The 6061-nt window shown below is 44.0% G+C and carries 6 protein-coding genes; 1 reads left to right on the top strand and 5 read right to left on the bottom strand.

Annotated features, from left to right (window positions below; translation table 11 throughout):
* A partial coding sequence (locus RIC07_RS08260; RefSeq protein ID WP_446394097.1) for an NACHT C-terminal helical domain 2-containing protein occupies positions 1-328 on the top strand: 328 nt, incomplete at its 5' end.
* Between the two features lie 91 nt (positions 329-419).
* Here RIC07_RS08260 and RIC07_RS08255 read toward each other — a convergent pair.
* The 5 genes from RIC07_RS08255 to RIC07_RS08235 all read right to left on the bottom strand — a co-directional run bounded on the left by RIC07_RS08255 (position 420) and on the right by RIC07_RS08235 (position 6058).
* On the bottom strand, positions 420-3041 hold the full coding sequence (locus tag RIC07_RS08255) for an NACHT domain-containing protein (RefSeq protein WP_446394096.1): 2622 nt from the start codon (positions 3039-3041) through the stop codon (positions 420-422).
* A 202-nt stretch (positions 3042-3243) separates the two neighbouring features.
* Positions 3244-4950, bottom strand: coding sequence for a UvrD-helicase domain-containing protein (locus tag RIC07_RS08250; protein ID WP_446394095.1), 1707 nt, complete (start codon positions 4948-4950; stop codon positions 3244-3246).
* A 174-nt stretch (positions 4951-5124) separates the two neighbouring features.
* On the bottom strand, positions 5125-5391 hold the full coding sequence (locus RIC07_RS08245; protein WP_446382598.1) for a hypothetical protein: 267 nt from the start codon (positions 5389-5391) through the stop codon (positions 5125-5127).
* Between the two features lie 61 nt (positions 5392-5452).
* Entirely contained in the window at positions 5453-5584 is a 132-nt protein-coding gene (locus RIC07_RS08240) for a DUF6884 domain-containing protein (protein ID WP_446382763.1), read from the bottom strand.
* Positions 5585-5590: 6 nt separating this feature from the next.
* A complete protein-coding gene (locus RIC07_RS08235; protein ID WP_446382596.1) occupies positions 5591-6058 on the bottom strand; it encodes a hypothetical protein in 468 nt (155 codons plus the stop codon).
* Positions 6059-6061: the final 3 nt, after the last annotated feature.

The following is a 6061-nucleotide window of genomic DNA, read 5'->3' as shown; positions in this document are numbered from 1 at the left end:
ATTGGTTTTCTTCCTGCTTGACTTAAATGAGAATGAGAAATTCTTTATAAAACTTCATCTAATCAGACCTCTGACAACTGTTGTGTCAACCCATTTTCTCATGCTTTACCCCCATCGTGATTACTGGACCGGCGCTCTAGGCAATAGTTGGCAACCAAATCAGAAACAAAAAGAGATATTACAGAATTACTATGATGCTAATAAGATACTAATAGATTGTCTAAACAGTAGTGCTTCAGTTAGTAATGAAATCCGGCGAGAGATTGAGGAGACGTTGCTATTACCGATCGCCGAAATCGAAAAACGCAAACGTGAAAAGGCAGAGTAGGGCAATTCGGTTGCAAAGAAGCTGTGCCAATGCATTGAAATTATGGAGCGAGGAATAGGTAAAATTTGCTGAGCGCTTTAGTCAAAACCTATTACAGATGAGATGTAGTAATTGGTTGAGCATTCCAAGCTTTATGAAAGTCTGGATATGACATTTGTCGTGCAGCTTGCCAAATAACTTCAAATAAATACAATCTTCTTAGGAACGAAAACTCTTTCTCTTCATCCTGATTATACAGGCACTCTCTAAGATCGCTGACAACAAGAGGGGAAAAGTATTTATCCAGTATTTCAATCATACTAAAAGTAGCTGTGCGTAAAATATCTGAACTACTACTTGTTAGTATTAACCTAACTAGAGCTGAATAAACATCATGGTTTCCTGAACCTACTTCCCCAATGACACGAGCAATCGCAGCAAGGTTAAAATCATTCAATCCGCTATCCAATATTTTAGATAATTCTTCAGCTAAGTTAATTATTTCGAGATTGCTTAACGTTATTTCACGAATAATGTCTTTTAAATAATTCAGGTAATCTGTGATAGTAATATAACCTACTATCTGTTCATCTTTAAGTAATGGTAGTTCCTGCTCTTTTTTATAGATTTTATTGGTTTCATTAAATTCCTGTAATTCTTGCTCAAAATTTGATAATTCGACACTTGCGTAAAAACTAGTAGATATATCCTGGCTTTTTTTAAGGTTGCGTAAAACTTGGATCGCTTCATTGCGATTATTAATTTTGGTTTCTCGTGAAATTATTGCGGCATTTATTAGAATCTTTTCATCAGAGTTGGTTTGTATAATTTTTGTCAATAAAATTGTTAGTTTATTACGATTCGTTTCTGTGAGTGCTAATCTAGCACTTTTTGTAACTGGAGTTTCAAGTATTTTCAAACCCCATCCTAAGTCTAAATCACCGAAACCTAATTTAATAAGATGAGTCAAGATTTTATCAGTCTGCTTATAGTCATACTCCGCTAAACCTGCTGCTGCGATAAAATAGCTGGGGAAGCCATAAAAATTTTCACAACCATCTTCAAAATTAACTAAAGCCTCAATAAGCGCTTCCTTAATCATTGGCTGCACTTTATCACGCCCCAGCCACAGCAAAATTATCTCTTTCCATTGCGGCTCAAAAATTCGATAGTTGGCATCAGGATGACTTGGATTCTCAGGAATATGATTCAGGAAATAGTGCCAATCATCAATGTCTGAAGCCGCAAAATACTCCTGAAACGTGGGATGAAAAAACGCATAAACTGCCTTCCTCCGATTCTCTGCATCCACCCCCACCTTATTCAGCCAACCCAACTGCAATGCCAACTCAAACAACGAACCTTCCTCATCCAGCTCACCCAAAAACTCACACACAAAATCATGCCGCAGCCGAAACCGAGTTTCTTCCTTATCAATTGCCTCCCGCGCCAACTCCCCCAACGCTGCATTCAACTGCCTGCGCTGCTCCGATGTCGTCGGAAACTGTTCCCGCTTCCACTCATAAAAATCCGCCACAAACTGCTCATACAGCCCCGCCTTTTTCTCCGGCAGCGTTCCCTCCCCCAGATACCAGTTGAAACACAACAGCGTCAGCCGCAGCGGATTCTTCACCAAATCTCGAATCCGTTCCTTCCCCGGTGTCTTCAACGCCGCACACAACCGTTCTGCCTGCTCCCCCTGCACCTCTGACAACGCCCCAAACCACTGCCCAACAAACTGCTCCACCTGCTGCGGATAGGAAAACTCCAGCGTGCGATAGGTGTCAAACGTATCCAGCGCATTACGGTTGCCATCCCACAAATTCAACCGACAGCTCAACACAATTCGCGCCTGCGACAGCAATCCGCCCATCCGCACCTGTCGTGAAATCTCTGCCAAGGGATTGCCCGATGACACCTGCATTTCATCCACCCCATCCAGCAACAGCCACACTCGCCCCTGCTGAAACTGGGTAACAAAGGCATCCTTAACTTGGGAAGAGGCTTCCGCTTGTCCCAGCTTCCGGACAACCGCTTGCAACCATCCCTCCAACAAATACAGTTCTAATTCTTGCCCCTGCAAATCTGCCAGCGACACCCAAATCGCGATCGCCCCCTCTCCCTGCTGAGTCACCCATCGGGCAATCTGCTGCAACAGCGTCGTCTTTCCCGCTCCCGGTTCGCCAATAATAGCAAGGCGCTTCCCCCCACTCTTGGGACTTTGCCCCTGCTGCAATACCTGTTCGAGAAACTGCTCGTGTTCAAAGCGCTGGGTAATCTCAGTCTCTTCATACAGCAACGAACCCTGCTCTGGAGGCACATCCTCCCGTCGCCGCGTCTGCCGTTTGCGCTCCACCAATCCCAGCGGCACATATACCTGCTCAGTTCGATAGCTAATCCCCTCGCCACTCGTCAGCGGGTTGGTGGTGAGTCGCAGTTGCTCCTCCAGCATCCCTTGACTGACAGCCTGCCAGTCTATATCAGGCACAGGAGTCGTCGGTTGCAGGAGTTCCCGGAGTGCTTCAACGTCAAATTGGTAAATGCGATCGCCAATCTGAATCTCGCCCCCCTGTACCTGCCCGATATTCGTATTGAACTTACCATCCTGAGAGACGAATTGCAGCGTAGTGCCACTCACCTTGAGCCATTGCCGCAGTTGGGCAACTTCTGACTCATCTCGACTACCATTGAGAATGCCATCGAGCATCGCTATCAACTCATCAGGGGTAGGCATTTACTGAAGGAAGGTTAACGTGGGGCTATTTGCTTCATTTTAGTATGCCCATCAACTTTCTGAAACTGTAAATGCTTGTACTCAGTGCTTTGACATTGCCAGGTAGGGGAAAGAGAATAGAGTAAGACTCTGGGGAATAAAAAAGTAAGTGTTGGCTCGGCTCCTCAAGCCTAGAACAGGCTTTCCGATGCCAAATATTGAACTAAATCGAATTGACAGGTTTGCCGAAGTTATATAACTGTCGATAGGCTTGAGGAAGCCAATCAGGATAGATAGTACAATCTCTCTCTTTTAAAACGAGATACAGAATACCACTTCCAGGATTTCGATTGGCTTTGATTCGGGTTAGAGCAATGTAGAGAGTATTCCACTCCTGTTGCAGTTCTTCTAGAGATTGTTGGGAGTGGGTAAAGGGTATCTCCTCTGGATAAAGGAGGAAAACGACTTCAGCTTCTGCACCTTTAGCACTGTGGATACTGAGTAAATGAATGGATGTAGACTTCCTGGAGTTGAAAATTTGATTAATCGTTGTTTGCCACTTTTGCAGCGTAGCCGGTTTGTAAGTATCGTAAAGGGTGCGGATACTTTCTATAAAGTCGGCAAATTCTGCTAGTCGGGTTGGAGCATCTGGAGACTGTTCGAGAAAATGGCGAGTTTTGGCGGCGTAAACATCCAGTTTGTGTTCAAAAGTCAGGGGATTATATGGCTTTTCGGCGATGCGCTTTATTTCTTTGAACAGATAATCTCCGGCTTTTTCGTCTTTTATAGTTGCGGTTTTTCCGGTGGCAATAATTCGGATAGCGCTTTGAATGAGAGTCGAGTTTTTTCGGCTTACTATTAAATAGGTGAGGGTGGAGTCGGTGAAGCATTTTAATAAGTCAGCGCTGGAAATAATTCGGATTTCCCCTTGAGGAGCGTTCGGGTGAGCTTGGATAGGAATGTGTGGGAATATGTCTCTGACGAGTTGGAGGTGAAGCTGACCGCAGCGGTAATTGAGGGGACTCTCAAATACTTGGCAATTGAAGCGAGACATAATCTTTGCCAGTCCATCACTTAAACACCCTCGAAAATGGTATACTGATTGATTAGGGTCACCAACAGCAATCAGGAAAGATTGGGATGGAGTGATTAGAAGTTGCAGCAGAGAAAGCTGAAGGTTATCGACATCTTGAGCTTCGTCTATGAGGATAACTTTGAGGCGATTTTTTAAACTCACGATCGCACCTTTAAAAAACGGAATATCCTGGCATTTCCAGGGCATCCAGACCATATCCGTTGTGTCAATTTTGTTTCTAAATAGAGCCTCTTCTTCCCCTCTGTCTAAGCAGTCTTTCGCCGCTTGAGCAACTCCATAGAGATCAGTAACTGATAGGTTGTAAGTTTGGTTGAGAGTTTGGATATTTTCTGGGTTGGGTTGGTAGGCGTATAGGCGTAAGAGTTCCAACAGTTTAATAAAGGCTTTCTCATTAAGAATCGCCGGATAGTCGGAATTGGCAACGAGTCGTCCTAATCCGCCAACATTTCCGGTAATCCAGCCTAACTTAGAGGCAATAGTTTCATATTTGTAGGGGTTAACGTTGGCAGTACTGACATTCAAAGCCTCCCTGTATATAGAATAAGCTAAGGAATGAATAGTTCGGACAGTTCGACCCCACTTTGCCCCCAATTTTGCTTGGATACACTTCCTTAAATCGTCTTTATTTTTAGTCCCAAAAACTAGGATAACCATCTCCTCCGGCTGAAGACCCTGCTTCTGAATCGTTTCGGCAATTAAAGTAATCAGTGTGGATTTTCCCGTTCCGGCTAAAGCGATGACACCGATTCCTGATTTAATGGGTAGAATTAAGTTTTTGGAAACAGCGTTAAGGATACAGGTTTGATAAGGTGATGGGGTTAGCTTTCGCAGCATAATTTGATAAAGATGAATTCAACAACTATTGAAAGGAAATTCGGCATATTCGGGACTGACTGATGAGCTTCACTTCCAACTCAAAAATCGACACACCCCCCTAACTCTTGGGAATCCATGATGCAGCGTACAGGCGCACATAGAGGAGGTGGTTCGTCCTTCCCTCAGACGCATTTATCCTTGTATCGATTGCTTCTGATACCACTGAATAAAGGATTTAGCTCCACCTCTGAATGTCTTTTTCACACCCGCTACCCGCCAACGTCCTGTGTGAGGATAAAAATCCACTTTCGGCTTATTTTCCTCGCGAAATAGCATAGTAACTTTCTGTTTACCAGCCCATTTAAAGGGAATTTGAGCGGATTCAATTATCGCTGTATTTTGTTGATACCATTGAGCATGGCTTTCTTGTCTAATTTGGCGGAGAATATTGTCGCTCATGAGTACTACTCTAAAAATCCCTAATCTTATAGGCGCGTTTTGAAAAGCAGTCGCTCACCCATTACCGATGGGTTTTGAGCCAAGCTAACTGTTGACCAATTCCTAACCCTTGCAGAGGAATACTGATGTCATAGAGATCAGGAGTAAGATAGGTTAAAAAACGGCGATAATCGGTTCCAGCTAAAACAACCAGTTTATTTTACTCATGGCGATTGAGGTGCAGTGTAAACAGGCGTTGGTTCGTTGTTTGGGTAGGATAAGGAGTAATGGGAGCGGCGAATAACTGGATTGGTGAATACCAGAGTGAAGCCGGAGTTTGGATGTATAGTTTTCCCTCATTGAGGTAGATAATTGCAAAGGGTAGCCACCAGTTAATCAGAGACTGAATCCAAGACAGTACATCGTCTTTAAATTCGGGAAGAAAGACTTGGACTATCGTCGAGTTCGGAACCGAGTGGTGGACAATTCCAGATGTCCATCCCCAGGGCGTTTTGATTTTGTAATGCTGTTCTTGTAAAGTTGGGGCGAAGCAAATAAGCTGGGAAATCTCGAACAAAACGAAAGGGGTTAAATTGCCTGTTGAGGTCACTTTTTCATCGCATTTTTGATACCAAGCGTAGGTCGTTGGAGGTAAAATTGGCAGGGAAAAGCCTTGGGAGTAGAGCATTGG

It is taken from the genome of Coleofasciculus sp. E1-EBD-02 (genome assembly GCF_040218245.1).
In the GTDB taxonomy this organism is placed as follows: domain Bacteria; phylum Cyanobacteriota; class Cyanobacteriia; order Cyanobacteriales; family Coleofasciculaceae; genus Coleofasciculus.
This window is presented reverse-complemented; position numbering and strand designations above follow the sequence as displayed.